Genomic DNA, 24,613 nt, shown 5'->3' with positions numbered 1-24,613 from the left:
GAGCTGACATGGCCGTTCCCCGGGTGACTATCGGACTCCCCGTCTTCAACGGGGAGCAGTACCTTCGCGCGGCCGTCGACTCGATCCTCTCGCAGGACTACGAGGATTTCGAGCTGCTACTGGCCGACAACTGCTCGACCGACGGCACGCTCGCCATCTGCCGTGACGCGGCGAAACGTGATTCGCGCGTATCGGTGCACCGAAGTGACACCAACCGGGGCGCTGCCTGGAACTACAACCGTCTCGTCGACCTCGCGCAGGGCGAATACTTCAAATGGGCCGCACATGATGATCTTCATGAGCCGGCCTTCCTCCGCAGATGCGTGGAGATGCTCGACGCGGAGCCGGATATCTCGTTGTGCTACACGCGCGCTGTCGACATCGATGAGTACGGAACGGTGATCCACCACCACGACCTGCCGAACTATGCCACCGGAAGCAGTCCGTCGGCACGTGTCTCCTCGATCCTGCTCGACCCGTCGCCTTGTATCGAGTCGTTCGGGCTCACCCGACGCCGGCAACTGCTGCAGACGTCGAAGATCGGCGCATACACCGGATCCGATCGGACCCTGTTCCTGGAGCTCGCACTACTTGGCCGGTTCCATGAGATTCCAGAGACGCTGTTCATGCACCGCAACCACGCCGGGCAGTCAGTGCATCAGTACAAAGACTCGCGTAACCGGAACTTCTGGTTCGACCCGAGTTGGCAGGGCCGGTTCAGTGCACCTCAATGGCGGGTCTTCCGCGAGTATCTCCGAGCTACCGCGCGCAGCCCTGCACCACCGACCGAACGCGCCCGAACTGTGGCGCCGCTCGCACGGTGGGGCGCACGGCACCGCCGGGTACTGGCGCGCGAAGCTGCGTCGCTACTCCTTCGCAGGCGCACTACGACGGTGACCTCGGCTGACGGATCCGGAACCTCGGGGGAGGGTTCACGATGAGACGTCCGACAACGGGGGTGCTCGGTACCGGCCTCGCCCTGCTGAGCTCCCTGCTTCTCGCACAGTCTCCGCATGCGGCGACTGCCTCTGGTGCAGCGTTCGTGTCGGACGACTTCGCCAGTGGTGTGCTCGACCCGTCGCTGTGGACGGTCACCGACCCGGCAGGTGAAGGAACGGTCGCCTTCCCCGGCGCCGGAACCAGCAACGCCCGTCTGAGCCTGTCCGTGCCCTCCGGCACGAACTACGACCCCTGGGGAACCAACCGCGCACTACGCGCCACCCAACCCGTCACCAACGACGACTTCCAAGCCCACGTCCGGTTCCTGTCCGTGCCGACCGCGAAATACCAGACCCAAGGCATCCTCGTCGAACAAGACGCCACCAACTGGATGCGCTTCGAGGTCCACTCCGACGGCAGCAGCCTGAACATGTTCGCCGCCAAAACCGTCAACGGAAAAACCACCACACTCCTGCGCGAAACCATCACCGCCGGCACCGAATCCCAACTCCGACTCACCCGAACCGGCGACACCTGGACCCTGGCCCACTCGACCGACGGCACCACCTGGATCACCGCCGAAACCATCAACCACACCATCCAGGCCACCCACATCGGCCCCTTCGCCGCCAACGGCTCGCCCTACCCCACCTTCACCGCCGACATCGACTACTTCTTCGACACCGCCGCACCCATCGAACCCGAAGACGGAAACACCGCCACCACACACACCCTCACCACCACCACCGACGGCCAAGGCACCATCACACGAAACCCCGACAACACCACCTACCCCGAAGGCACCGACGTCACCCTCACCGCCACACCAGCCAACGGCTGGACCTTCACCGGCTGGACCGGCGACACCACCGGACCAGACCCCACCACCACCATCACCATGAACACCGACCACACCGTCACCGCCACCTTCCACCAAGACACACCGCCGGAAGAAGACGAGTACGCGCTGACAGTCTCGGTGAACGGCGACGGCACGGTGCAGCGGTCACCGTCGGCCAGTACGTATCCGGACGGCACCGACGTCACCTTGACGGCGGCGCCAGCCGAAGGCTGGACTTTCGCCGGCTGGTCGGGTGACGCATCAGGAACCGACGAGTCGGTCGTCGTGATGATGGATGCACCACGATCCGTCACCGCAACGTTCGAGCAGGTTTCAGTCGATCCGCCGTCCGTGGATGTCTGGTACGGCGACGATCAGACGTTCGGTGTCGCCGGTGTCAGCCAGCGGTGGGTGAACGTTCTGGGCAACGTGAGCGACGCGGACGGTATCCAGAGCGCGAACTACCGGCTCAACGGCAACGCTCCGGTCGGCCTCTCGATCGGATCGGACCTGCGTCGTCTGTACGGCGAAGGCGACGTGAATGTCGAGATTCCGTACGACGACTTGAGCAGCGGAGCCAACACGGTCGCGATCACAGCGACCGACACGACGGGCGAGTCCGCGACCGAGTCGGTCACGGTCCGCAAGGACGTCCGATCGCCGTCGCTGCCCTATTCGACTTCGTGGGGCTCGTCGCAGAATCCGAACGACGTCGCGCAGGTCGTCGACGGGAAGTGGACCAGCGGCAGCGGTGGGCTCACGATCGTCGAGCCAGGCTACGACCGCACTGTCGCTGTCGGAGACAGCAGCTGGGACAACTACGAGGTCGAAGTCCCGGTGACCGTGCGCGGTCTCACCCCGGGTTACGGCACGCCCCAAAGCGGCTCGCCCGTCGTCGGCCTCGCGCTGCGCTGGAACGGCCACACACCACGCGACACGGAAGAACCCGCGGTCGGCTGGTACCCGACCGGTGCCTTCGCTTGGTACCAGTGGTACGACAGCGGGCGGTACGCACTCATCGGCAACGACGGGTGGCCGTTGAGCCGCGACGGCGCCCCCTGGGACTTCGGAACGACGTACATCATGAAGGCACGTGTCGAGTCCGTCGCCGGGGGCACGGATTACAGCTACAAGTGGTGGCCGCAAGGTACGAGCGAACCCCAGGGTTGGTCATTGAGCGTGACCGACGACAACAGCCCGGACACCGGCGGCGTTCTGCTCATCGCACACCACGTCGACGCGACCTTCGGCACGGTCGACGTGTCACCGCTCGGCGACTCGCCATGACCGGCGGGTGATGGCATGACGCCACCCGTCACCACCGGACGCCACGCGGCACAACGTCGCGCGCCGGAGGCTTCGACGCCCAACGGCGCAGGGTCGAAGCGGCATGCGCGATCCGGCAACTCGAACGGCGTTCGGTCGGCGACCGTATGGTCCTACGCGATGACGCTGGGCAAGCTGGCAATGACCACCGGCCTGTCTCTCGTCCTCGCCGCCATGCTGGGACCGCGGGCGTTCGGCGTCATCGCGATGGCGCTGGTCTTCACCAACTTCATCGAGATGATCCAGCAGCAGGGGATGATGCCGGCGATCATCGCCCGCAAGACCCTGCGTGACGAGCACAAGGACACCGCGTTCTGGCTGGTGATCGGTGCCGGAGTCGCCTGCACGTCCGTCGGTCTGCTCGTCGCGCCGTTGTGGGCCGGGCTGAACGACCTGCCGGAACTCACGCTCGTGATCCAGGTTCTCGCCCTCAGCGTGCCGCTGAGCTCTTCGGTCGTCGTCCACGAAGCGATCCTGCGACGTCGCCTCGAGTTCAAGAAGCTGACGATCCGAACGTGGTCCTCGGTGCTCGCCGGTGGTGCCGCCGGAATCGGCGGCGCGGTGCTGGGCTGGGGTGTGTGGGCTCTGGTCGCCCAGCAACTCGTCATGAACGCCACCACGGTGGTCGTGTTGTGGGGCGTCTCCTCGTGGCGGCCGCGCTTGCGGTTCAGTGGCCAGGCCGCACGCGAGCTCTGGAGTTACGCCGCTCGTTCGTCCACGTCGAGTCTCGGCCTGTTCCTCGGCGGTCGCGTCGACATCATCCTCGCGGGTGCGCTGTTCGGGCCGATCGTGGTCGGCCTGTACCGGATGGGCCAGCGGTTGACGCAGATGGTCGTCGACGTCACCGCTCGCTCCATGCAAGCCGTCGCCCTACCGAGCCTTTCCGCACTGCAGGACGACCGCGACGCGTTCGCCGAACGCCTGCTGCGCATGCAACGGATCGTCGCGGCCCTGACCTTCCCGACCTTGGGAGTCGTCGCCGGCATCGCTCCGGTCGTCGAACGGCTCCTGGGTCCTGAGTGGCAGGGCACGACCGTCGCCATACAGGTCCTCGCCATCAGCCAAGGTCTGTACTCTCTGGCACTCGTCCTGAGTCCGGCGATGCAGGCACGTGGGCGACCGGGCACCGTCGCCGTGTTGGTGTGGATCTGGGCCGGTGCGGCAGCCGCGGCCCTGGTCGGCGCGGCAACGGTGCCCGTCGACGGCACGGACGGCCAGCTGCTCGTTCTGTGCCTCGCGATCACGGCTGCTTCGGCGGTGGGAGCGACGATGACAATGATCGCTGCCTCCCGGGTGTTTGAAGTCCGAATTGTGACGATCCTGGGCTCGTCCGGCCCTGCCGTAGCGGCCGGCGTTGCCGCTGGCGCAGCGACCTGGGCTATCCAGTCCGCGATCACGTCGCCGCTTGTCGGGGCGGTCGTCGCCGGAATGCTCGGCGTAACCGTAGCCGCGACGATCCTGGCGCTGCTCGACCCGGTGGTCCGGGGTGCCGTACGACCCTTCCTGGACTCTGACCTCCGTCGCCGAGCCGCCCCACCACCAGCGGCGAACCCGGCGTCCGACCGGCTCGCCGGTTTGCCGGTGGATCGCGCCTTCACGAGCAGGGAATGATCATGCGAAGCGCTCAGAACCACGACGCCGGTCAACAGCCAGGCGGCGCCGCCCTACATCCACGTCGGCGCTCGCTCCTGGTCACGGTCCTCGCCGCGAGCCTCGTGGTGGGAGTCGTCGCCGGACTCTATGCCGTCTTGGACGAGCCGGACGGTTCGAATGCCGGCGCGCAGGACAGCGGACCCGCAACCGGACCCGAGGACCGCACCGAATCCGGAATCGAAGAGCCGGGCGCTTCAGAGGAAAATCTCGATGACTCCTTCCCCACGAAGTCGAGCACCGGTCCTCGAGTACCGATCGATTCGCTACGTCCGAGCGAGCCGATCGTCACGGAGGAGGACGGCCAGGAGATCGAGGGGCTCGATGTCGCGTCGCGAATCAAGATCATCAATGATGATGTCACCGTACGGGACGTCCGCCTGCGGTTCGATGGAACGGTCGGCACCTACGGCATTCACGTGGCCGAGAAGGACGACGGCACGTGCCCGGAGAACGTGTTGATCGACCACGTCGAAGTGTCCGGCACGGACGAACTCGACGTGGAAGCGATCGCGGTGTATTCGCCCTGTCCGTACGTCCTGCGCGACTCGCGGATCGTGAACGTCGGCAGCGCGATCCGGATCACGAGCGGCGCAACCATCGAGCACAACTACATCGTCGCTGACCTCACCGAATCCGGTTCGGAGGCGCACCGCTCGGCGATCGGTTCGAACGGTGGCCACGACAACCGCATCGTCGGGAACACCATCGAATGCGTGGGGGCGGGATGCTCAGGTGCTCTGGTCCTGTACGGCTCCTTCAGTCCGGTCGAGAACGTGCTCGTGCAAGCCAACCTGCTCAACACCACGGGCTCGTACTGCACCTACGCCGGGTCCTTGGAGTCCAAGGAGTATCCGCTCGCCGAAGGGGTTCGGTACATCGACAACCGCTTCGGCCGCAAACACTTCGACACCTGTGGTCGCTACGGGCCGGTAGCCGGCGCGAGCGAGGTCAACGGCAACGTTTGGGAAGGAAACGTCTGGGACGACACAGGTGAACCGATCTGAGACCGCCTCGCCCGCAGCACACGCCCATCACTCGGTCGCACGGCTTGACCCGGGACGGCCACGAAGATCGACCAACCGGCCGGCGCCGGAGACCTACGTCACGATTGCGCCGATTTGTGAAGATCTTTGATCGTGATCGCGCGAACATAACGACAAGATCACGAGGCTCGGCCCGCACGGCGCCGTGACCCTGTTGATCTCGGCAACACCCCTGGTCAGTTTCATGATGATCAGTGCGCCGATACGCCATGCCCGAACCACAACCACCCCACGACACGCCGCAGTGGCACAGACCTTTCCGATCTCTTTGCAGCAGGTCATGGGCTTGCGCGTCCAAGCGGCGTCTGTTTCATTGGGCCTCGGTAACGAACCGGTCACGAGATCTCGAGCCCGACCAAGCAACGACAGCAGGGACAGAGCATGCCGAAGTACGGCGCCCCCAGGGGTCGCAAGACGCACCGCCTCCTCATCGTCATCACCACTGTCATCGCCGCCGTCCTGGCGGGCGGCGTCGCATGGGCATCGAACACCGGTCCAGCCGGCCCGAGCTCCACGGAAGCGCATGCTTCCGAAGGTGACCGCGACCGCCCCGGCGATCGGAACGTCGAGCAGGACCGCCGTGACCGTTTCGGCGATCACCCCCGGTTCAAGAACGTAGGAAAGTGGGGTGGATGGCACCGTTGGCGGTCCGAACGCCCGGACCGGCCGGACCGTAACCACCCCAGAGAGACACCAACCGCATCTCCATCACCAACCGCGTCTCCATCGCCAACCGACACACCGACGCCGAGCGAGACGCCGAGCCAGACACCGAGCCCGACCACGTCTCCGTCGCCGAGTGAAAGCCCGTCGCCGGAGGACACTCCCACCGGGACGCCGAGCCCGGAGCCGACACCGACCGAGAACCCCGACGGCTTCCCAACCCGGGAAACCACCGGCCCGACGGTATCGGCGTCGTCCCTGAAGCCCAGCGGGTCTGTCTCATCGACACAGAACGGCCAGGTCATCGAGGGGTTGGACGTCTCGGGCAACATCACGATCACGCACGACAACATCACGCTTCGCAACGTCCGACTGACAGTCGAGGACGCGCACTACGGCCTGCACATCGACGAGGCCAGCGACGGGTCGTGTCCATCCAACGTCGTGATCGAGAACGTCGAAGTGACCGGAACCGACACGCTGGACGACGAGACCATCGGCGTCTACTCAGCCTGCCCGTACACACTCCGCGACTCGAGTGTCGTCCACATCGGTAGCGCGGTGCGGATCACGGATGGCGCAACCATCGATGGCAACTTCATCTTGGCCGACCACACCCTTCCCGGGTCCGACTCTCACCGCTCGGCGATTGGCCTGAACGGCGGCGCCGATCACGTGATCACCGGTAACAACATCGACTGTGGCGGAAGCGGCTGCTCGGGAGCGCTGGTGATGTACGGCGACTTCGCACGGGTCGAGAACGTCCTGGTCCAAGACAACCTGTTCAACACGACCGGCTCGTACTGCACCTACGGCGGATCTGTGAGCTCCAAGGAATTCCCGACGGCAGCGAACGTCCGGTACATCGACAACAGCTTCGGCCGAAAGTACTTCGACACGTGCGGCCGATACGGCCCATTTACCGCCGTACAAAGCGGTTCCGGAAACCAATGGACCGGTAACGTGTGGGCAGACACGGGTGAGCCGGTGGGCTGATGACAAACGCCCACCACGGCACCCAGCCGGGGAGGGCAATTGTCGAAGGAATTGCTCGTCGTCGCCGGGCCCTCTGCGGAGGGCCCGGCTCGACGACGTCGGACGGTTGTCGAGCACGCAGCTCACTCGGTTCCCGGACATATGGCGCACGAGGTCGTCTCGACATCCAACGCGACGGCGGCGCTGGTGAGCACCGAACCCGTCGGCGCCGGCGAAGGCGTGGTTTCCGGCACCGGCGACAATCTCATGGCCGCTGTCGCGCTCACGAAATCTGGCTTGTCGAAAGCCGTGTCGGACACGGTGCCGAGCGCCGCCGTTGGAGCCGAAGCGGGCCATGTCGTCGTCGCCGCGGAACCGGACGGCACGATCACGGTCCGAAATGACGGCGCCGGAGTCGTTCCGGTTTTCTGGTTCGCGGGAGCGCACGACCTCTGTGTCTCCACCCATCTGGCCTCACTTGTCAGTCTCGGTGCACCGGCCGATCCCGACATGCAGGGAATGGTCGAGTATCTGGCGATGCTCCATCCGCTGGGGCAGCGAACCACTCTTGCCAAAGCTTCCATTCTGCCGGCCGGTGGTGAGTTGACATGGCGGCCGGGCGGGGTCGGCGAGGTGAGATCGCAGCCCGTTTTCGCTCCCTCGGGCGAGACGATGAGTGACGTCGCCGCGGTCGACACGTTCCGCGACACCTGGAACGTCGTCATGCGCGACATCATCGACCGCCGAGAGGGAGGTCGGCTCGCCCTGAGCCTCAGTGGAGGGCTGGACAGCAGGGCCATCGCCTGCGCCCTTGCCGCCCTCGGGTCGGGGGCGTCGACCTTCACCTACGGGACGCGCGGTCAACGTGAAGTCGAGATCGCGACCGCGATCGCCGAACGACTCGGCATGCCGCACACCACCATGCCCCTGACGGGCGACCGAATCCTACCCGAGATGTCCGCCGGAGCCGAGAGACTCGATGGCGCTCACGCGCCGTCGGAGCTTTACGACTCGTGGTTTCACGACGCCATTCATCAGTTCGCTGACGTCGTGGTCAACGGCCACGCGGGAGGGCCGCTCTGGGGAGACGAAAAGGCGCACGGCCTACGGTCGCTCGACGATGTCGCTGCGCACGTCCACGGTCGGTATGCGGGCGCTGTCACACAGGCGGAGACCTACCTGGCCGATCGGGCCGGCGGTGACATCGATGCGATCCTCCGCGCGAGCATCCGAGCCTCCCTCGAACCGTGGGACTTCTCCCGACGATCGGACATGATCACCTATTGGCAGGTGACGAACCGGCAGACGCGCTGGGGAAACATGGTCGTCAGCGCGATGCGGAGAAGAGGAATCCGGGTCGAAACGCCGTTCATGGACGGCCGCTTTCTGAGCTATGCGGCCCGCCTCGGTCCGTCGCAGCGACGAAACGGCCGGTTGTACCTCCGGATTCACCGAACCGTCTTTCCGCAAACGGCAGACGTTCCGCGCAGCGATGACGGGAACCCCCCGGACAGGCTGAGCCACCTCTACTGGTCCGGCGACACCTCCTTTCTTGCGCAATGGTTGGCGATGACGGCCGAGCACCCGGTGTCCGGCGTACGGCGGGGCGCCCGCCGTGCCGCGATGCAAGGAGCTTCGCTGCTCCGCACTCGCTTGAACGTCCCGGGCCCGGCGGACCGCTTGGCGACCCGCGCGAGTGCTTTCCCCGCTGACCTGCTCGTTCGCACCAGGCCCACGTACGCCTCACGCCTGGCGTCGTGGGTCGAGTCCAACGCCGGCGCTCATCCGATGTTCGACGACGAACAGTTGTTCGCCGCCGTGGCCGCGCTGCGATCCGGAACGTTCACCGGGTCGGCCTCCGCGCTGGCGCGAGTGGCCACCGCGAACACGTGGCTGGCGGACTACGCGCGGCGCGGCGCGGCGCGGCGGGAACTGTTGCACTGATCGGCCCTGCCCGGTAACCGGGTCATCGCCTCGGAGGTACTGGGGCGCGCCCGCGGAGCAACGCTCTCAACGCCGCGCGATTCGTGGGCCGCCCCAGCGCGGCGCGCACAGCCTCGTTGAGAACGACAACCGCCCAGTAGGCGGCGCTGGACACAGGTCCGTGCCGTTTGCGGTACAGCTTCGTCCGATTCACGGCCAGAATGCTCCACAGCCACGGCGATGTCTCCATCGCACCACCGGGATGAGTCGCGACGGCACGCTCGACGTAGCGCAGCCGATAGCCGGCGTCCCGCGCCCGAAGGGCGTAGTCGGTCTCCTCGGAGTAGAGGAAGAACTCCTCGGACAACAGACCGACCGAGTCCAGCGCCGCCGTGGAGATGAACATGGCCGCGCCCGTAGCCCAGTCGGCGGTAGCACCGTCGACGTAGTACTCCGGATCGCGGATCATGTCACCGAGCAGCGGGTATTTCGCCGCCCGGTGCCCGCCGAGCAGCGCCTCACCGACGGCACGCAGCAGCGTCGGCTCCCGACGCAGCGAGAACTTCAGCCGTCCCGACGTGTCGACGATGCGCGGCACCGCGATCCCCACGTCTTCGGTCTCTGCTGCGTCCAGCAGCCGGCGGACCGAGCCGGGTTCCAGCACGACATCCGGGTTCAGGACCAGCACCCCGCGCCGGCCCAGCGCGTGCCGTAGGCCGACGTTGAGTCCCGCTCCGTAACCGAGATTTCCGCCGGCGTCGAGCACCGTGGCCCACGGGGCGAGGCAGCGAGCCGTCTTCACGGTGCCGTCACTCGACGCGTTGTCGACCACCACGACGTGGGCGCTGGACAGCCCGTCCAATGCGGCCGGCAGAGCGCGCAGGAACGGCTCCACCACGGCACTGCTGTCGTGTGTCACCGCTACCACCACGACATCGGGGTCGCCGGCTGCTTCCCGCACCGCTGCGGGCTCGGTCAACGGACCAGCAGAGGCGTCACCACGGTGGACATCACCGGTCACCACGTGGCGGGCCTTCCGGTCATCAGCCGGAGCCGGTTGCGGCCGCCTCGGATCTTGCGCCGCCAGCCTCGGTAGTGGTGCGGGTCCAGCGGAGCGGTCTGCAGGACGTGAGCACTGTGCCGCAACTGAGCCAGCCAGTTGTCGACGGTCCGCACGCCGTTCGCCTGCGCCGACAGCGGCATCCGGTCGGTGAGGTCGGCATCTGTCTTGATCAACGTGTGCGGCGAGCGGGGATCGTCCATGTGATCCTCACCGACGAACGGGAAGTAGTAGCCGTTGACCGCACCGTCCCGAGCGAGTCGGTGGCAGTACCCGGTGAACGACTCGTCCGTGCGCAGCGGACCGAGCCGCTCTATGCGTGACCGGGGCAGCAGGTAGCCACTGCCCTGCACCCAGAGGTTTCGCATCAGCTGATGTCCGCCGTCGAACGTCCGGATCTTGCGCGCCGCGACGTCCGGCAGGAAGTCCTCCTCCGGGTGCCGCCAGCTGCCGACGACGCCGAACTCCGGGTTCGCGTCATGTGCGGCCGCGAAGGTGTCCAGCCAGCCCGGCGTGACCAGACAGTCGTCGTCCACCTTCGACACGAACCGCGCACTCGACTCCGCCCACAGCCAGTTCGTGGGCTCGCGCAGGCGGACGTTCTCGCGGCTGTGATGGAACCGTGCGACACGGTGGTCGGCGCGGAACGGGCGCAGCGCCTCCAGCGTCTCCTCGTCGTCGCCGTTGTGCCACAGCCACACCCGGTCGTCATCGCCGAGCGTGTCCAGCAGCCGCGGCAGGCTGAGATGCAGGTAGCCACCACTGCGGTAGGTGATCATGATGATGTCGGCACGTGCACCCATCAGCGCACCTCCTGGTGGTGGCGGCTCTCCGGCTCACGGAGGCGCCGCCGCCGAATGCGCTTGAGCGTCCCGCCGACCGACGAGATCTTCGCCCGCGTCCCCAACCGCGACCACGACCGGATGCCCGGCATGCCGCGGTACCGCGGCGCGCGCAACCCTGCCAGGCGCATCGTCAGCACCCGCGCCCACACCGATCCGCGGGTGCTGGCCAGGTTGGGCTGCGACTGTGGCAATCGGTCGAGCGGGATCGGGCCGCCGGCCACGGCGCCGTCTCGGAGCGCTGCCTGCAGCACGGCGCTGCCCGCCGGCGTGCGCACCACGACCAGGGAGCGGCCCGGTTCATCGTCACGCACCGGTCGGTACCAGGGATCACCGACGGACAGATCGGCGAACTCGCCGGTGTGATCCGGGCAGATCATGCAACGCCACTGCCGATGCTTCTGCAGCGTGTCTCCCCACGAATCCTCGTAGCTGAGCGAGCTGCGCTGCCCGTCGGCGGTCCGGATCCGGAACCGGCCCGGCCAGCCGTCACCGCGGTAGTCCAGCCGTTCGACGTCGTCCGGTTCGGCGCCGAGTCGACGCACCGCCTCCTCGGTCGCCCGGGTGGACGGCGTACCGGCGCAGAAGATGCCGACCGTGAAGGCGACCTTCTCCGCCAACGACGGCCGCAGCCGCGCCGCCCGCGCAGTCGCCGCGATGTCACACGGCTTGCCGACGACGACGCACGGCCCTTCGGCGTTCTCCACCAGGTCCAGCCGCTCACACGGGCTGGCCGGCGAGTACCGGGAGCCTGCCGCGGAGACGATGTCGTCGTACGTCCGGTTCAGCACGGTCTCGTTCAGCAGCGGCGCGTCCGGCCGCGCCTGCACCTGCAGCGCGCCCACCGCCTCTCCGCACGTGACCGCATGCGCGGTCAGTGCCGACACGACACCTCCGGACGAGCCACGGTGGCGCACCGCAGGATCGGTGGACCAGCATTCGTACAGCTCGAGCACCGGTCCCCACTCGCCGCCGAACGGAGCGTCGTCCAGAGCGTGCTGGTCGTGGCGTAGCGACGCCCCCGGGCACACGTTCAGCGCCGAGCCGTCGACCACGTCGTTCGCCGGCCCGTTGACGCCGACGATCGGCAGCGGACGCCGTCCGGCGTCGGGAACGTCGACCATCTGCAACGCGTCCGGCTCGAGGTAGGCGCAGGCGCCGCATCCGGTGCACAGATGGGCGTCCACGACCTCCTGGATGGTCCGAGCCGCACGCCCACTCATGCGATCGCTTCCCACTCGTCCGCGCCGTCGCGCCAGCGGCGGACGTCGGAAAGGAGCTCGGTCAGCTGGTCCCGTGACCGGTCGACCACCGGCGGCACGCGCACGGCGAGCTCGCGCCTGATCGACTCGCGGTCGTGGAACGACGTGACCATCGCCTCGACCGCTGCGGGACCTGCGCACCGGCGCGCTTCCAGTACCTGGTCGGCGGCGCCACAGGTGTCGAACACCCCGCGCGTCTTGTCGCTGTAGGCGTAGCCGAACGCCGGCACCCGCGACGACAGAGCACCGATCGTGGAGTGCATCCGGCTGCCCGCGAACCAGGCGCACTGCGCGATGCACCATTTGAGCTCTGCGGCGTCGAGCTCCGGCGGCAGCACCGTGACGCGGGAGCGGGCCGTGTCGGGCAACTGGTCCAGCGCTTGCCCGATGGCGGCGACGTCACTCTCGCCGCCACCTCCCGGAACGTGCACGTGCGGCACGGCCAGCACGTGCGCTCCGGCGTCGACCAGCTCTTCGAGCAACGCCGACATCGTGCCGACATAGTCGCCGGCCAGTCCGAACCGCTCGACGGCATGCGCGCCACGCAGCAGCCCGCTGATGTTCACACCGGCCAGCACACCGTCCGCAGCCACGGCTTCGACCTTGTCCGCCACGCTGCCCGCCGGGCGACGCGGTCGCAGCGCGAACGCCACGTCGACACCGTCGCGCAGCCGCGAGGTGTCGGCGTCCGGCCCGGCGAGCTCGAGCAGCCGCTGGTGACTGTCCAGGTCACGTGCGTACGCCAGCCGCGCCGAACGCACCAGCCGCGCCGCCAGGGCGTGCCCCTCGGACGTGTCGAAAGGACCGTAGGTCTGTGGCAGCAGAACGAGTGTCCGCCCGGCGCGGATCGCCGCGCGCTTCGGCGCCGAGACGGACCGCAACCGGGTCGGTCCGTACATGTCGGTGAAGCTGTCGCCACCGCTGACGTCGAGCACCGCGTCGGCGCGGCCGATCCTGGCGGCCACCGGGTTGCCGCGGCCGCGCAGCAACCGCGTCCCCACCGACTGCGCCGCACGCACCTGTGCCCAGCTCTCGGGCCGATACCAGCGCCGCGACATGCGCACGCCGGCGAACTCGACCTCGGTCGACGCGTACCGGCCCGATGCATCCGGGCGCACGCCCCAGCCGTCGTCGAACGCGGTCACCGTTGATCCCGGCGCAGTCGCGTCGACGACATCGAGCACCGAGCGACCGAGCGCTTCCACACCACGGTTGCCGTTGCCGATCGACGCTCCGGCCAGGCAAAGCCGAAGTCCCCCCACGCGGGTAAGTATGACCTATCGCACGATTCCCCGCGACCCCCGCTAGCCGGATAAGCCGGAAACATCTACCATCAGTGCTACGCAGGTGAGCGCCCGTCGGCGCGCCTGTTCTCCGGGGGGAGGCCGAATGGACGTGTGGCGTATCACCGTGGCCGCGTTGCGGCGGTGGTACGTGCTGCTGCCCCTGCTGGCCCTGACCGGCGTTGCCGTCATCACCGCGGGCAACGGCGTCGCCCCCGAATACGAGGCCCACACGTCGGCCATGATCACCCCCGCCCGGGTCGAAGCCGCCGTCCCGAACCCGTACGGTGAGCTCGACTCCGCGAACGCCGCCCTCGGCATCGTCCTGGACAGCGCCGAAAGCCGCCGCGCAATCCAGCAGCAAGGCCTGGACGCGGCCTACGAGATCGGCGCCGAGTCTCGCAGCGCTCTCTTCCAGATCGCCAGCCGCGCGGACGACCCCGAGATCGCCGAGCGCACCGGTGCCGCTGTTCTCGAACTCGCGCGGCAAGAATTGGCCACCCGGCAGACAGAAGCTGGCCTGAACGAAGCTGCTCGGTACTCACTGGCGGTACTCGAGCCACCGGCAGTCGTCAGCACCGTGCAGACTGGCAAGACCCGCGTCCAGGCGGTCGTCGGCGTGCTCGGAGCCGGACTCTCACTGCTGGTGGCGGTCCTGTTCGACGACATCGTTGGTTTGGTTCGCCGATTCCGGTCCAACCGAACTCGGTCGCGCGCTGCCACGACGACGAGCGCCGCGCCATGGGACGGGGTGTCGTCCACCAGAGCCGCTCCGTGGGACGGGGTGATCTCGCCCACGGACTTGGCTGCGCCGTCGCGCACACCCGGTCACCACCAGTCCGCCGCGCCTGGCCGGGGCATCGTCCATGTGTCGAGGACGACGGACCCGAACGAACCGCCGGCCGACGGTGCGCCTGAACCGAGCGACGCCGAACATGCGGATCAGGCGGGGTACGAGGTCAGCCGCCGTTCATGAGCGGCTCGCAGGCAGCGTCGTCGAGCGGGACCAGGCGTGCCCGGCGAGCAGCTTCCTGGCAGCCGGCACTGCTGCGCCCGCCCGACACTCCGGGTCCCGGGTCATCCGGCTGGCAACCCGCGTTGCTGCGTGTGATGCGCCCCAGCACGACGGCGCTGCTCGTCGTGTTTCTCGCGCTCCAGTTCCTCATCCCGGCACGCTTGGTCATCGGAGGGATGGGCGCCGTGGGACGCCCGTCGGTGGCGGTCGGCATCTTGCTGATGTTCCTGTGGCTGGTGTCGTTCACACGCCGCAACCAGCTGCCGTCGGCGGTCCAGCCGATCCGCTGGGTCGTGCTCGGCTATCTGGCGGTGCAACTGTTCGGCTACGCCGTCGGCTACGACCGGGGATTGCCGGGAATCGAAGCCAGCGCCGCCGACCGGTGGCTGATCTTCGTGGTGGCGATGGTCGGCGTCACGCTGGCCACAGCCGATGGAGTACCCGACCGTCGCCGACTGGACAACCTGCTACGCACCCTCGTGGCTCTTGCCAGCGTGATGGCGTTCATCGGCGTCCTGCAGTTCCTGGGCGTCGCCGACCTCACTCAGTACCTCCGCCTGCCCGGACTGCAGAACAACGCCGAGCTCATCGACATCGGCGAACGCGGCGGACCGGGCTTCGCCCGGGTCGCGTCCACTGCCACGCACTACATCGAGTTCGGTGTGGTGTTGTCGATGGTGCTGCCGTTGGCGTTGCACTACGGGCTGTTCGCCTCGTCGGTCAAGCAGCGGTGGACGTGGTGGACAGCCGCCGGGCTCATCGCCGCCGCCATCCCGTTCTCGCTGTCGCGCTCGGCCACTCTCGCGGTGGCCGTCGGTATGTTCCTGCTGGCCACGGTGTGGCCATGGCGGCAGAAGTTCAACGGCGCGATGATCGGGCTGGGTGCCGCCACCGCGTTCACCGTCGTACAGCCGGGCGTCCTCGGAACGATCCGTGCCCTGTTCACCAACGCCGAGAACGACCCGAGCATCCAGAACCGGTTGGCCGACACGGAGTACGTACTGAACCTGTGGGAGCAGAATCCGATCATCGGGCGCGGCGCCGGGACCGTCCTCCCCGACCGTTACATCCTGCTGGACAACCAGCTGTACATGACACTCCTGGCCGGCGGCGTCGTTGGCCTCGTCGGTCTGGTCCTGTTCTTCATGGTCCCCTACTTCGTGGCGCGCAACATCCGGCTACGCGGCGCCGACCAGGAAACCCGCCATCTCGCACAGGCGCTCGCGGTGATCTTCCCGGTCGGGCTGCTGGCCAGCGCGACGTTCGACTCGCTGTCGTTCGCGACGTTCGTCGGCGTGGTCTTCGTCGCCGCCGGCGCGATCGGAGCGCTGTGGCGCCTCGACCACGAGTCCGGTCACGAGCGTGTGCTTCAGGTCGCCGGGCCGGACGACCGTTTCGTCGCCACACCATTGATGGCCGACAGAACGAGCAAACCGGGCGGACAACAGACGTCTCCGACGTGATGGGGGCGTGGTTACTGGCGTGATAGCACCAGTAACCACGCCCCCATCACGCGGATCACGCGGGATCGGGCCGCCACGTCTCGTGCAGGTGCTCCCAGAGCAGCCCGTGACGCGCGTCCGGGTCGCGGACGAAGACGGCGGTGCTGCGCCTGGACGTCGCCCCGTCCGGCCTGGCGTGGTGCTCGTCGTAAGTGGCGACGACGGTCGCGATGTCGGCGGCCACCACCCGGACGGCGTCGATCGTGATCCGCAGTCCCGGGTCCGAGCCGGCGGAACGAGCGATCCCGTCGACGACGTCGGCACGGCGCCCGACCTCGCCGTCCGGCATCCAGATCTCGAACCGCGGGGTCAGCACGCCGGCGAAGGCAGCCAGCGATTCCTCGGTGGCCTCGCCGCGGAGCAACGCCTCGATCAGCCGGTGCTGCTCGACGATCTCGTTCTCGGCCTCGCTCATCACTGCCTCCATGGCTGCTTCGCGATCCAGTCGCGCAGCGGCGTCAACGGCACGCCGAACGTCTCCTCGACGCCGCCGGCCGACCCGTCGTAGAGTCCCGCGCCCTCCGGCGTGTTCAGCCATCGATACGTCTGCGCCACCCTGCCCGCTGCTGCCGGGCCCATCGCGGCGGCCATGCCCCGCTCGAACACGTCGACAGGCAGGGCCCGGTAGGTGACAGCCGAGCCGAGGACGGACGCGAACGCCGCGGCCAGTTCCGGCCCGGTGATCACGTCCGCACCGCCCACGTCGACCGCCCGGCCGACCAGGGCGTCGTCCGAGAACGCCGCCACCGTGAGCGCCGCGAGGTCGTCGTGGCTGAGCCAGGCCACCCTGCGGTCCGCCGCCAGCGGATACGCCAGCGTGGCGCCCTCCGTGCCCGGCTCGTACATCCCCGGCATCAGCAGATTCTCCAGGTACACCGGGGGTCGCAGCACCACTGTCGGTACGCCGCACCCGAGCAGTGTCGCGGCGGCACGGCGGCGAGACTCGAAGATCTCCACGTCCGTCGGCGCCGCCGGCACGCGGTTCGACCCGTTGAACACCAGCCGTTCCACGCGCGCGTCGGTCGCGGCCGCGGCGACGCGGCTCACCCACTCGTCCGCGCGTTCGGCATCGGCGGACAGCGGCAGCGTCACGGACACGTGCGTCACGCCGTTGAACGCGGCCCGCAGCGCATCCGGGTCGGCGAGGTCCCCGCTCATCCGTTCGGTTCCCGCCGCGGCGGGATCTCGTCGACGTCCGAATCCGCGGACCCGCGCGCCACGACGGGTCAGCGCCCGCGCCACCGCGCCTCCTTGGGCACCGGCAGCACCGATCACCAGGTACGTCCCGTTCAGCTCTCTCGCTCGATGTGTCATGAGACCAGCCTGTTGCCGCGCGGTTGTACGATCCATGAACAGAAGTCCTCGGAGAATAAGGATCCGTCCATGACCGCGGTGACCGACAGCACCGCCGAGGCCGACGACGATCTGCTGACGGCCCTACTGACCCCGCTGCGCCTGCGCGGTGTCTTCGCCAGCTGGTGGATCATGCCCGCGCCATGGGGCATCCGCGGTGCGGGAGAATCGTCCGCGATCCTGCATTACGTGCGTTCCGGCGCGCTGGCCGTGACGCTTCCCGGAACCACCGAGCCGACGTGGATACGCGCCGGCGAGCTCGCGCTCTTCCCGCACGGCACCGGGCACGAACTGGCGGACCGGCCGGGACGCGCGCTCATGCCGCTCGAGCTCGTGCTTCCCGACCGGCCGGCCGGCGGCACGCGGGTCGTCGAACTCGACGGGACCGGCCCGGTCACCGAGCTGCTCTGCGGCGGCCTGCACTACGACGCCGCGGCCGTCCCGGTGATCTACCGGAGCCTGCCGGACGTGCTGCTCGTCGACGAGCGGATGCAAGCTCGGGAACCGCTGCTGTCCACCGTGCTCGCCCAGCTGGCCTCCCGGGACGAGTTCGAGACACCGGGCTCGACGCTGGTGACGCTGCGCGCGTTCGAGCTCGTCTTCGTGCTGGCGCTGCGGGCCGCGTTGAGCGACCTCGGCTCCGACGCACCCGCCGTACAGGCGCTGCGCCATCCCGGAATCGCCCGGTCGCTGCTGGCCGTGCACACCCGCTTCGAACAGGCGTGGACGCTCGAGACGCTCGCGTACGAGGCACACATGTCCCGGTCCGCCTTCGCGGCGACGTTCCGTGACCTGGTCGGCGTCACGCCGGCGCGCTACCTGGCGAACCGCCGCATGCAGGAGGCCGCCCGGTTGCTGACCGAGACCCCCCTCCCGCTCGGCGCACTACCGGACCGCGTCGGCTACCGCTCCGCAGTCGGGTTCCACGCCGCGTTCCGCGCCCACTTCGGCACGACGCCCGCACGGTTCCGGCAGTAACGGTGTTGGAGTGCTGGGGCTTGAAGCCCAGCAGCCGCACAGTGCTCACGCAGTTCTCCGCACAGTGCCCGCGCAGGAGATCACACAGGGCCTGCCACGCGTCAGAACCGCAGGACGGCCTTCGACACCGTGAACGCCTCGGCGTAACGACTACGGCACTCGACACCGCGCAACCGCAACAGGCCCAGGAACAGTTCCTCGTCCCACCAGTCCCGCCCGGTCTGCGAACCGAAGCACTCGTCCAGCAGCCGTACCTTGCGCTGCGCGGTCTCCGGGCTCACCGGCACGTAATGCGTCGCCGTGCCCAAGTCGCCGTCCCACTTCGGGATCTCATAGCCCAGCACGAGCGCGTCCCGCCACACCGTCGGCACGAGTTCGGCGAGCAGCCGGTGATCCTGGTGTGCGTCGTCCGCCCTGGGGGCGAACACGACATCCGGCTGGATGTCCCGTCCGGCCGCTTCCAGAGCATCCTTCACCTCGCCCCAGTGTGCCGGCAGCCGCCCGTCCGGCAGCCCGACGACCCGGACGTCGACCGCTGCTCCCGGCAGGAACGCGCCGGTCGCCTTCATCCCCTCGTCGCGGCGCTCACCCTCGCCGGTCAACACGAGCGCGTTCGCCCGCACGGACCGCGCCTCCGCGAGCGTCAGCAACGTGGCTCCACACCCGATCTCGATGTCGTCAGGATGCGCACCGAGGCAGAGGATCTCCAGTTCGCCGGCGGTCGGCAGCAGACTGATCATCGACCCGCGGACCCGGCAGTCGCGGGCGCGTCGGCACCGGCTCGCCAGAGCTCCCACGGCGCCGCGCCGCTGGTGTGCAGCACTTCGAGCTGGGTGCGCTCCTTCAAGGTGTCCATCGGTGCCCAGAAGCCGTCGTGCCGGATCGCCAGCATCCGCCCGTCCTTCGCGGCACGGACACAGCCGTTCATCACCAGGTCGTCGCCGGGCTCGAGATAGTCGAAGATCCCCTGCCGGAGCACGAAGAATCCGCCGTTGATCCACACCCCCATGTCCTCCGCGGTCCGGAAGCCGGTGACGTTCGACCCCGCGTCCATGTCGACCACGTGGAACGAGTGCTGGGGCTTGACGACGAGCATGCTGCCAACGGCCTCGGTGGCCAGGAACCGGTCGACGACGCCGTCCAGCGGGGCGTCGGTGAGGACGTCACCGTAGTTCGCCAGGAACACGTCGTCGTCGCCCAGATGGTGGCGCACCCGGCGCAGGCGCTCCCCGATCTCGGACTCCATCCCGGTGTCGACGAAAGTGATCCGCCAGTCACCGATGTCCGAACCCAGCAATTCGACGTTGCGGCCCCCGTCGGTGAGCACGAAATCGTTGGACGCGGTTTCGCGATAGTCGAGGAAATAGTCCTTCACCGACTGGGCGCCGTAGCCGAGGCACAGGATGAACTCCCGGTGCCCGAAATGCGCGTAGTAACGCATGACGTGCCACAGCACCGGACGGTCGCCGATCGTCATCATCGGTTTCGGCGCGGAGTCGAGGCCGCTGCGCATCCGCAACCCGTACCCTCCGCAGAAAAGCACCACCTTCATCTTCATCCCCCCGGATGACGCGAACTCAGAACACGTCCAGTGCGGGCAGCGGCACGACGAGCCGCCCACCCCAGTCGCGGACGTACGACAGCTGCTCGGCGATCTCGGCCCGCAGGTTCCACGGCAGGATCAGCACGTAGTCGGGCCGTTCCTCGGCGAGACGCTCCACCGGATGCACCGGGATGTGCGTCCCCGGCAGGAACTTGCCGTGCTTGAACGGGTTGCGGTCCACCGTGAACGACAGCAGGTCCTGCCGGACACCGCAGTGATTGAGCAGCGTGTTTCCCTTACCCGGCGCGCCGTAGCCCGCGACCGTGGCCCCTTTGCGTGAGCATTCGATCAGGAACTCGACGAGCTCGTTGCGGACCTCGGCGACCGCCGCGCCGAACCCTGCGTGGCCGTCCAGCGTGTGCAACCCGGCGGCGGCTTCGTCGTCCAGCACCTTGCGTACCGCAGCGGTGGGCTCGCCGGCCGACTCGGCCGGCACCGACCAGGTGCGCAGCGACCCGCCGTGCGTGGGCAGTTCGTCCACGTCGACGACCGTCAACCCGGCTTCGGCGAGTACCCGCGCCGTGGTGAGCAGCGAGAGGTAGGAGTAGTGCTCATGGTAGATCGTGTCGTACTCGCGGCCCTCGACCAGCCGCAGCAGGTGCGGGATCTCGATGGTGACGCAGCCGTCGTCGCTCAGCAGTGCGCGCAGCCCGCGGGCGAAGTCGACGATGTCCGGCACGTGCGCGAAGACGTTGTTGGCGACGACGAGGTCGGCCCGGCCGTGCCGCGCCGCGATGCCGGCGCCGGTCTCCTCGCCGAGGAAGCAGATCTCGGTGTCGATGCCGTCGTCCAGCGCCGCCTGCGCGACGTTCGCGGCCGGTTCGACGCCCAGACAGCGGATACCGCGGTCGCGGACGTGCCGCAGCAGGTAGCCGTCGTTGCTGGCCACCTCCACCACGAACGAGCCGGAACCGAGACCACGCCGCTGCACGGCACGGTCGACGAACGTGCGCGCGTGGGCCACCCACGAGTCGCTGTACGACGAGAAGTACGCGTAATGGCTGAAGATCTCTTCGGCCGGAATGTAAGCCGGCAGCTGCACCAGCAGACAGGACGGGCACACTCGGACGTGCAGCGGATAGAACGTCTCGCCGCCGTCGATCTGGTCGGCGTCCAGGATCGCCTCGCACGGAGGCGACATACCCAGGTCGACGAAGGTGCGTGTCAGCTCGGCCGCACAGAGCCGGCAGGTGGGCAGGCTCATCGCGACGTCCCGGCCGGCTCACGCAGCCGCAGCTCGTCGTCCAACCGTCCCGTGTCGAGCAGGTTGCGGATGCGCGCCAGCCGGACGAACCGGGCGCCTTCGAAGTCCTCGGCCGCCAGCCCGAGCCGAGCGAAGTCGCCGGCCAGCTCACGGATGCCGTCCGCGACGGTCCACGCCGGCCGGAACGCCGGCAACAGCTCGGTGATCTTGGCGAAGTCCACGCGGTAATCTCGCTGGTCCGGCCCCGCGCTGTCCGCGAAGGTCACCGGTACGTCCATGAGCTGCGATACCTGAACAGCGACGTCCCGGATCTGCAGCACGTCCTCGTCCCGTCCCACGTTGAACGCCTGATCGTGCACGACCTCACGGGGAGCCTCCAGCGCGGCGAGGAACGCACGCGAGATGTCCTCGATGTGCACCAGTGGCCGCCACGGCGACCCGTCGCTTTGCAGCCGTACCTCACCGCGGGTGTGTGCGGTTCCGGTGAGGTTGTTGACGACGATGTCGGCGCGCAGCCGCGGCGACGAGCCGTAGGCGGTGGCGTTGCGCAGGTATGTCGGGCTGAAGCTGTCGTCGGCCAGCGCCGTGAGCTCCCGCTCGGCCACGACTTTGCTCTCGCCGTACGGCGTGACCGGGTTGAACGGGGCGTCCTCGGCCACCGTCGTGGTCCCCGCGGCACCGTACAGCGAGCACGACGACGAGAACAGGAACCGGGACACCCCCGCCTGCTTGGCTACACGCGCCGTGTGCACCGGTCCCACGGCGTTGACCGCGCGCGTGGCGTCCGGGTTCAGATGGCCGATCGGGTCGTTCGAGACGGCCGCGAGGTGCACGACCGCGTCGAAGCCCTCGAGGTCCTCCGGCGCCACGTCACGGACGTCGCCGTCGCGGCTCGACCCACCCGGATCGTAGGTCCCGAAGTCGCAGCCGTCGTACCAGCCGACGTCCAGCCCGGCGACGTCGTGGCCGGCTCGGCGGAAGAACGGAACCAGCACCGCGCCGATATAGCCACGGTCGCCCGTCACGAGTACACGCATCATTGCCCCCCAAGGCACCGTGTGCCCCGCAGAACTCCGGACCCCCCGCCCGGAGAACAATCTCTGCGAGGAATCTACCCGTAGTCCACGATTGCGTCGATACCTCAGCGAACCATTCTGCATTGTCATCAACACTGCACATTCGAGATATCGGTCTACGATGAGGGATCGGCCGCGGCGGCGAGGGGCTGCCCGGTCTCATGATGCTGGGGGGCACATGGCACGTTCCGCTCGGCGCCCGCCACCGGGTGTCACCTCGCTACGGTCCCGCCGCGCGATCTCGACCGCTGTCAGGGACATCTGCCGAGGCCGGGCACCCGAACTGCCCGACGACAGCGCCGTCCGGCGGGAGTTCCGCGGCGCCGTCCGGCACCACCGGGTCGCTCCACTGGCCCACGTCCTGCTGCGCTCGGGTGATCCACCGCTGGCTGCGCTGCTCAAGCCGGACCGCGACGCTGCCATGGGCCGCCATCTCGCCGCCACCCTGGCGCTCGACGACCTCGGCCGCGTCCTCGGCGACATCGGCTGGGCGACGTTCAAAGGCCCGATACTGTCCGAGCACGCACACCCGGCGCCGGGGTTGCGCAGCTACACCGACGTGGACGTGCTGATCTCGCCGTCGTCACTGCGCACAGCATCAGCGCGACTCCTGGACGCCGGCTGGGAGGTCGCCGACTACGACGACATGCTCGCCAATCCGGACACGCCGGGCGAGATGCACTGGGTCGGTCCGCACGGCACCCTGCTCGACCTGCATTGGTCGGTGATCAACATGGCGTCCACCCGGCGAGAGTTCACCGTCCGCACCGACGAGTTGCTCGACCGCCGCGTCCGGGTTCCCGTCGGCGGCGCCTCGACCTGGACGCTCGACCCCGTCGACACCGTCGCGCACGTCGCGCTGCACGCGGCGCTGACCGGGGCACACCGGATGTTGCTGCTCCTCGACGTCGACCAGCTCGCCCGGCGCATCGCCGACTGGGACGAGCTCGTCGACCGGGCACACAGCTGGGGCGCCGGACCGGCGCTGGGCATCGTGCTCGCGCGGGCCCGTGCGCTGCTTGGCACTCCCCTGCCAAAGGGGCTCACCCACGACCTGGGCATTACCGCCGGGTTGCGCGTCGTCAGCGGCACCGTCGACCGCCTCGCGCCGGTGTCGAGCGTGCGCCGGGAGTCGTCGCTGGCACGGCTGGTGGCTCGGTCATCCAGGTCGACCAGCGGCCGAACGTCGACGGCCATCGTCCGACGCAGCGCACGTGGCCTGACCGGACGCATGGGCATCAGCGACCGCGCACCCACACCGGCCGACCGGCGACCGGCCGACCGCGACGCGCTCGAGACCTACCTGCGCATGGTCGAAGTACATGCCGAGGCTGTTTCATGACGCCGCCCGTCCGCGACGACCAGGCCGACTCGGCGCGCACGATGCCCAGGGCGGCGTCCCGTGCGACGTCGACCGGAACGGCCGCCCCCGTGCCCGCATCCGTGACCGTGAGGACGCCGAGCACCTCGCCCCGGTCGTTGACCAGCGGGCCGCCCACGCTGGACGGTGGCACGTCTGCATCGGTCCGTACGACCGCGACCTCGGAACCGCCGGTCACCGTGGCAGGATCGTCCAGAGCCTCGATCGATCCCACGGCCACGGCCTCGTCCGCGCCCACCGCAAGCGCATGATCCCCGACCCGCGCCTCGGCGAGACCGTCGCGCGAGTGCAGCGGGGGCAGGCCGGAGTCGTCGACTCGCAACGCGGCGATGTCGAACCGGGCCCGGCCGCCGAGGGACTGCCGACACCACGCTGGCCGGACGAGACTCCCACCGAGCGGGCGTACTGGTCCGGCCGCGAGCGGACGGCCGACGACGTCGTCGGTCCGGCGGTCAGCGACGCCACGCAACTGTTCGAGGTCGTGGCCTTGGGCCAAGCCGTCGCGCTCGTTCCGGCCTCGCTGGCCGAGCGGCACCCGCGCTCCGACGTCGCTCTCCGGCCCGTCGTCGATGCGAGCCCGTACACGATCGCGATCGCCTGGCCTGAAGCCGCGCGGGCGGCGTCGACGGCGACGTTCGTCCGCACCGCCTGCGAGCTCTACGAGCCGCAGGTCATCAGCGCCTAGGCCGAG

The 24,613-nt window shown here is 68.6% G+C and carries 21 protein-coding genes; 10 read left to right on the top strand and 11 right to left on the bottom strand.

The window, feature by feature from the left end:
- The first annotated feature begins 8 nt into the window (after positions 1-8).
- From CLV30_RS09375 to CLV30_RS09350, 6 genes are all read left to right on the top strand, one after another.
- Positions 9-941 (top strand): glycosyltransferase family 2 protein, encoded by a 933-nt coding sequence (locus CLV30_RS09375; RefSeq protein WP_106536930.1) that lies wholly within the window; start codon positions 9-11, stop codon positions 939-941.
- The gene (locus CLV30_RS09370; protein ID WP_106536929.1) at positions 938-3,067 is read left to right on the top strand and encodes an InlB B-repeat-containing protein; all 2,130 of its coding nucleotides are present in this window, start codon (positions 938-940) and stop codon (positions 3,065-3,067) included. The genes CLV30_RS09375 and CLV30_RS09370 overlap by 4 nt, the downstream gene beginning before the upstream one ends.
- Before the next feature lie 159 nt (positions 3,068-3,226).
- Positions 3,227-4,717, top strand: a complete 1,491-nt coding sequence (locus tag CLV30_RS09365) for an oligosaccharide flippase family protein (protein ID WP_165358601.1) — start codon at positions 3,227-3,229, stop codon at positions 4,715-4,717.
- Positions 4,714-5,763: a right-handed parallel beta-helix repeat-containing protein gene (locus tag CLV30_RS09360; protein ID WP_106536927.1), complete on the top strand. Its 1,050-nt coding sequence runs from the start codon at positions 4,714-4,716 to the stop codon at positions 5,761-5,763. Before CLV30_RS09365 ends, CLV30_RS09360 begins: the two co-directional genes overlap by 4 nt.
- Before the next feature lie 420 nt (positions 5,764-6,183).
- Complete coding sequence (locus CLV30_RS25950) at positions 6,184-7,461, top strand: polysaccharide lyase domain-containing protein (RefSeq protein ID WP_129710999.1); 1,278 nt, start codon at positions 6,184-6,186, stop codon at positions 7,459-7,461.
- 141 nt (positions 7,462-7,602) lie between these two features.
- Positions 7,603-9,384, top strand: coding sequence for an asparagine synthase-related protein (locus CLV30_RS09350; RefSeq protein ID WP_106536925.1), 1,782 nt, complete (start codon positions 7,603-7,605; stop codon positions 9,382-9,384).
- A gap of 22 nt (positions 9,385-9,406) precedes the next feature.
- Here CLV30_RS09350 and CLV30_RS09345 read toward each other — a convergent pair whose 3' ends face one another.
- The 4 genes from CLV30_RS09345 to CLV30_RS09330 are packed head-to-tail and all read right to left on the bottom strand — an operon-like array spanning position 9,407 to position 13,672.
- The gene (locus tag CLV30_RS09345) at positions 9,407-10,342 is read right to left on the bottom strand and encodes a glycosyltransferase family 2 protein (RefSeq protein ID WP_165358602.1); all 936 of its coding nucleotides are present in this window, start codon (positions 10,340-10,342) and stop codon (positions 9,407-9,409) included.
- Positions 10,343-10,380: 38 nt separating this feature from the next.
- The gene (locus tag CLV30_RS09340; RefSeq protein ID WP_205740806.1) at positions 10,381-11,226 is read right to left on the bottom strand and encodes a glycosyltransferase family 2 protein; all 846 of its coding nucleotides are present in this window, start codon (positions 11,224-11,226) and stop codon (positions 10,381-10,383) included.
- Positions 11,226-12,488 (bottom strand): Coenzyme F420 hydrogenase/dehydrogenase, beta subunit C-terminal domain, encoded by a 1,263-nt coding sequence (locus CLV30_RS09335; RefSeq protein WP_106536923.1) that lies wholly within the window; start codon positions 12,486-12,488, stop codon positions 11,226-11,228. Before CLV30_RS09335 ends, CLV30_RS09340 begins: the two co-directional genes overlap by 1 nt.
- On the bottom strand, positions 12,485-13,672 hold the full coding sequence (locus tag CLV30_RS09330) for a polysaccharide pyruvyl transferase family protein (protein ID WP_146154790.1): 1,188 nt from the start codon (positions 13,670-13,672) through the stop codon (positions 12,485-12,487). Before CLV30_RS09330 ends, CLV30_RS09335 begins: the two co-directional genes overlap by 4 nt.
- Before the next feature lie 244 nt (positions 13,673-13,916).
- On the opposite strand from CLV30_RS09330, the gene CLV30_RS09325 reads away from it, so the two are divergent.
- The gene (locus CLV30_RS09325; protein ID WP_106536921.1) at positions 13,917-14,786 is read left to right on the top strand and encodes a YveK family protein; all 870 of its coding nucleotides are present in this window, start codon (positions 13,917-13,919) and stop codon (positions 14,784-14,786) included.
- Positions 14,783-16,288: an O-antigen ligase family protein gene (locus CLV30_RS09320; RefSeq protein ID WP_106536920.1), complete on the top strand. Its 1,506-nt coding sequence runs from the start codon at positions 14,783-14,785 to the stop codon at positions 16,286-16,288. Before CLV30_RS09325 ends, CLV30_RS09320 begins: the two co-directional genes overlap by 4 nt.
- 55 nt (positions 16,289-16,343) lie before the next feature.
- Here CLV30_RS09320 and CLV30_RS09315 read toward each other — a convergent pair whose 3' ends face one another.
- Positions 16,344-16,742 carry a DUF4440 domain-containing protein gene (locus tag CLV30_RS09315; protein ID WP_106536919.1) on the bottom strand — a complete coding sequence of 133 codons (399 nt, stop codon included), beginning with the start codon at positions 16,740-16,742 and terminating at the stop codon, positions 16,344-16,346.
- Positions 16,742-17,641 carry an SDR family oxidoreductase gene (locus CLV30_RS09310; protein WP_106536918.1) on the bottom strand — a complete coding sequence of 300 codons (900 nt, stop codon included), beginning with the start codon at positions 17,639-17,641 and terminating at the stop codon, positions 16,742-16,744. The genes CLV30_RS09315 and CLV30_RS09310 overlap by 1 nt, the downstream gene beginning before the upstream one ends.
- A gap of 69 nt (positions 17,642-17,710) precedes the next feature.
- Here CLV30_RS09310 and CLV30_RS09305 point away from each other — a divergent pair, with 69 nt between their 5' ends.
- Entirely contained in the window at positions 17,711-18,658 is a 948-nt protein-coding gene (locus tag CLV30_RS09305; RefSeq protein ID WP_106536917.1) for an AraC family transcriptional regulator, read from the top strand.
- Positions 18,659-18,759: 101 nt separating this feature from the next.
- On the opposite strand, the gene CLV30_RS09300 is transcribed toward CLV30_RS09305, so the two are convergent.
- From CLV30_RS09300 to CLV30_RS09285, 4 genes are read right to left on the bottom strand one after another with little or no spacing between them, the layout of a single operon-like run.
- On the bottom strand, positions 18,760-19,398 hold the full coding sequence (locus tag CLV30_RS09300) for a PIG-L deacetylase family protein (RefSeq protein WP_106536916.1): 639 nt from the start codon (positions 19,396-19,398) through the stop codon (positions 18,760-18,762).
- The gene (locus tag CLV30_RS09295; protein ID WP_106537032.1) at positions 19,395-20,210 is read right to left on the bottom strand and encodes a sugar phosphate nucleotidyltransferase; all 816 of its coding nucleotides are present in this window, start codon (positions 20,208-20,210) and stop codon (positions 19,395-19,397) included. The genes CLV30_RS09300 and CLV30_RS09295 overlap by 4 nt, the downstream gene beginning before the upstream one ends.
- A gap of 25 nt (positions 20,211-20,235) precedes the next feature.
- Positions 20,236-21,459, bottom strand: coding sequence for a methyltransferase domain-containing protein (locus tag CLV30_RS09290; protein ID WP_106537031.1), 1,224 nt, complete (start codon positions 21,457-21,459; stop codon positions 20,236-20,238).
- A 2-nt stretch (positions 21,460-21,461) separates the two neighbouring features.
- Entirely contained in the window at positions 21,462-22,490 is a 1,029-nt protein-coding gene (locus CLV30_RS09285) for an NAD-dependent epimerase/dehydratase family protein (RefSeq protein WP_240723296.1), read from the bottom strand.
- A 229-nt stretch (positions 22,491-22,719) separates the two neighbouring features.
- Here CLV30_RS09285 and CLV30_RS09280 point away from each other — a divergent pair, with 229 nt between their 5' ends.
- Positions 22,720-23,883, top strand: a complete 1,164-nt coding sequence (locus tag CLV30_RS09280) for a nucleotidyltransferase domain-containing protein (RefSeq protein ID WP_165358603.1) — start codon at positions 22,720-22,722, stop codon at positions 23,881-23,883.
- On the opposite strand, the gene CLV30_RS27820 is transcribed toward CLV30_RS09280, so the two are convergent.
- Positions 23,780-24,457, bottom strand: coding sequence for a trypsin-like peptidase domain-containing protein (locus CLV30_RS27820; RefSeq protein ID WP_425323596.1), 678 nt, complete (start codon positions 24,455-24,457; stop codon positions 23,780-23,782). The genes CLV30_RS09280 and CLV30_RS27820 overlap by 104 nt on opposite strands.
- Positions 24,458-24,613: the final 156 nt, after the last annotated feature.

The organism is Haloactinopolyspora alba (assembly GCF_003014555.1).
Lineage (GTDB): Bacteria > Actinomycetota > Actinomycetes > Jiangellales > Jiangellaceae > Haloactinopolyspora > Haloactinopolyspora alba.
This window is presented reverse-complemented; position numbering and strand designations above follow the sequence as displayed.

Excerpts from the sequence above, each read along its gene's own strand:
- CLV30_RS09375 (WP_106536930.1), top strand. The coding sequence starts at position 9 with ATGGCCGTTCCCCGGGTGACTATCGGACTCCCCGTCTTCAACGGGGAG.
- CLV30_RS09370 (WP_106536929.1), top strand. The coding sequence starts at position 938 with ATGAGACGTCCGACAACGGGGGTGCTCGGTACCGGCCTCGCCCTGCTG.
- CLV30_RS09365 (WP_165358601.1), top strand. The coding sequence starts at position 3,227 with ATGACGCTGGGCAAGCTGGCAATGACCACCGGCCTGTCTCTCGTCCTC.
- CLV30_RS09360 (WP_106536927.1), top strand. The coding sequence starts at position 4,714 with ATGATCATGCGAAGCGCTCAGAACCACGACGCCGGTCAACAGCCAGGC.
- CLV30_RS25950 (WP_129710999.1), top strand. The coding sequence starts at position 6,184 with ATGCCGAAGTACGGCGCCCCCAGGGGTCGCAAGACGCACCGCCTCCTC.
- CLV30_RS09350 (WP_106536925.1), top strand. The coding sequence starts at position 7,603 with ATGGCGCACGAGGTCGTCTCGACATCCAACGCGACGGCGGCGCTGGTG.
- CLV30_RS09340 (WP_205740806.1), bottom strand. The coding sequence starts at position 11,226 with ATGGGTGCACGTGCCGACATCATCATGATCACCTACCGCAGTGGTGGC.
- CLV30_RS09335 (WP_106536923.1), bottom strand. The coding sequence starts at position 12,488 with ATGAGTGGGCGTGCGGCTCGGACCATCCAGGAGGTCGTGGACGCCCAT.
- CLV30_RS09325 (WP_106536921.1), top strand. The coding sequence starts at position 13,917 with ATGGACGTGTGGCGTATCACCGTGGCCGCGTTGCGGCGGTGGTACGTG.
- CLV30_RS09320 (WP_106536920.1), top strand. The coding sequence starts at position 14,783 with ATGAGCGGCTCGCAGGCAGCGTCGTCGAGCGGGACCAGGCGTGCCCGG.
- CLV30_RS09315 (WP_106536919.1), bottom strand. The coding sequence starts at position 16,742 with ATGAGCGAGGCCGAGAACGAGATCGTCGAGCAGCACCGGCTGATCGAG.
- CLV30_RS09310 (WP_106536918.1), bottom strand. The coding sequence starts at position 17,641 with ATGACACATCGAGCGAGAGAGCTGAACGGGACGTACCTGGTGATCGGT.
- CLV30_RS09305 (WP_106536917.1), top strand. The coding sequence starts at position 17,711 with ATGACCGCGGTGACCGACAGCACCGCCGAGGCCGACGACGATCTGCTG.
- CLV30_RS09300 (WP_106536916.1), bottom strand. The coding sequence starts at position 19,398 with ATGATCAGTCTGCTGCCGACCGCCGGCGAACTGGAGATCCTCTGCCTC.
- CLV30_RS09295 (WP_106537032.1), bottom strand. The coding sequence starts at position 20,210 with ATGAAGGTGGTGCTTTTCTGCGGAGGGTACGGGTTGCGGATGCGCAGC.
- CLV30_RS09280 (WP_165358603.1), top strand. The coding sequence starts at position 22,720 with ATGGCACGTTCCGCTCGGCGCCCGCCACCGGGTGTCACCTCGCTACGG.